1 protein-coding gene is annotated in these 277 nt (G+C 61.0%); it reads left to right on the top strand.

The window, feature by feature from the left end; genetic code table 11:
• Nucleotides 1-18: 18 nt before the first annotated feature.
• A partial coding sequence (locus tag CVH10_RS20045; RefSeq protein ID WP_369335905.1) for an NUDIX domain-containing protein occupies nucleotides 19-277 on the top strand: 259 nt, incomplete at its 3' end.

Raw genomic sequence — 277 nt, 5'->3', positions numbered from 1 at the left:
GAAAGTCCCGAGCAAGCCATGTTCCGGGAACTGCACGAAGAAGTGGGGCTCCATCCGGAGCATGTGCGGATCATCGCCCGTACCCGTGACTGGTTGCGCTACGAGGTGCCGGATCGGTTCATCCGCCGTGACGCACGAGGCCACTACAAAGGCCAGAAGCAGATCTGGTATCTGCTGCAACTTGTCGGCCACGATTGGGATCTCAACCTTCGCGCCACCGACCATCCGGAATTCGATGCCTGGCGTTGGCACGACTACTGGGTGCCGCTCGACGTCG

Origin of the sequence: Halomonas sp. ND22Bw (assembly GCF_003011945.1) — a bacterium.
Lineage (GTDB): Bacteria > Pseudomonadota > Gammaproteobacteria > Pseudomonadales > Halomonadaceae > Halomonas > Halomonas halophila.
This window is presented reverse-complemented; position numbering and strand designations above follow the sequence as displayed.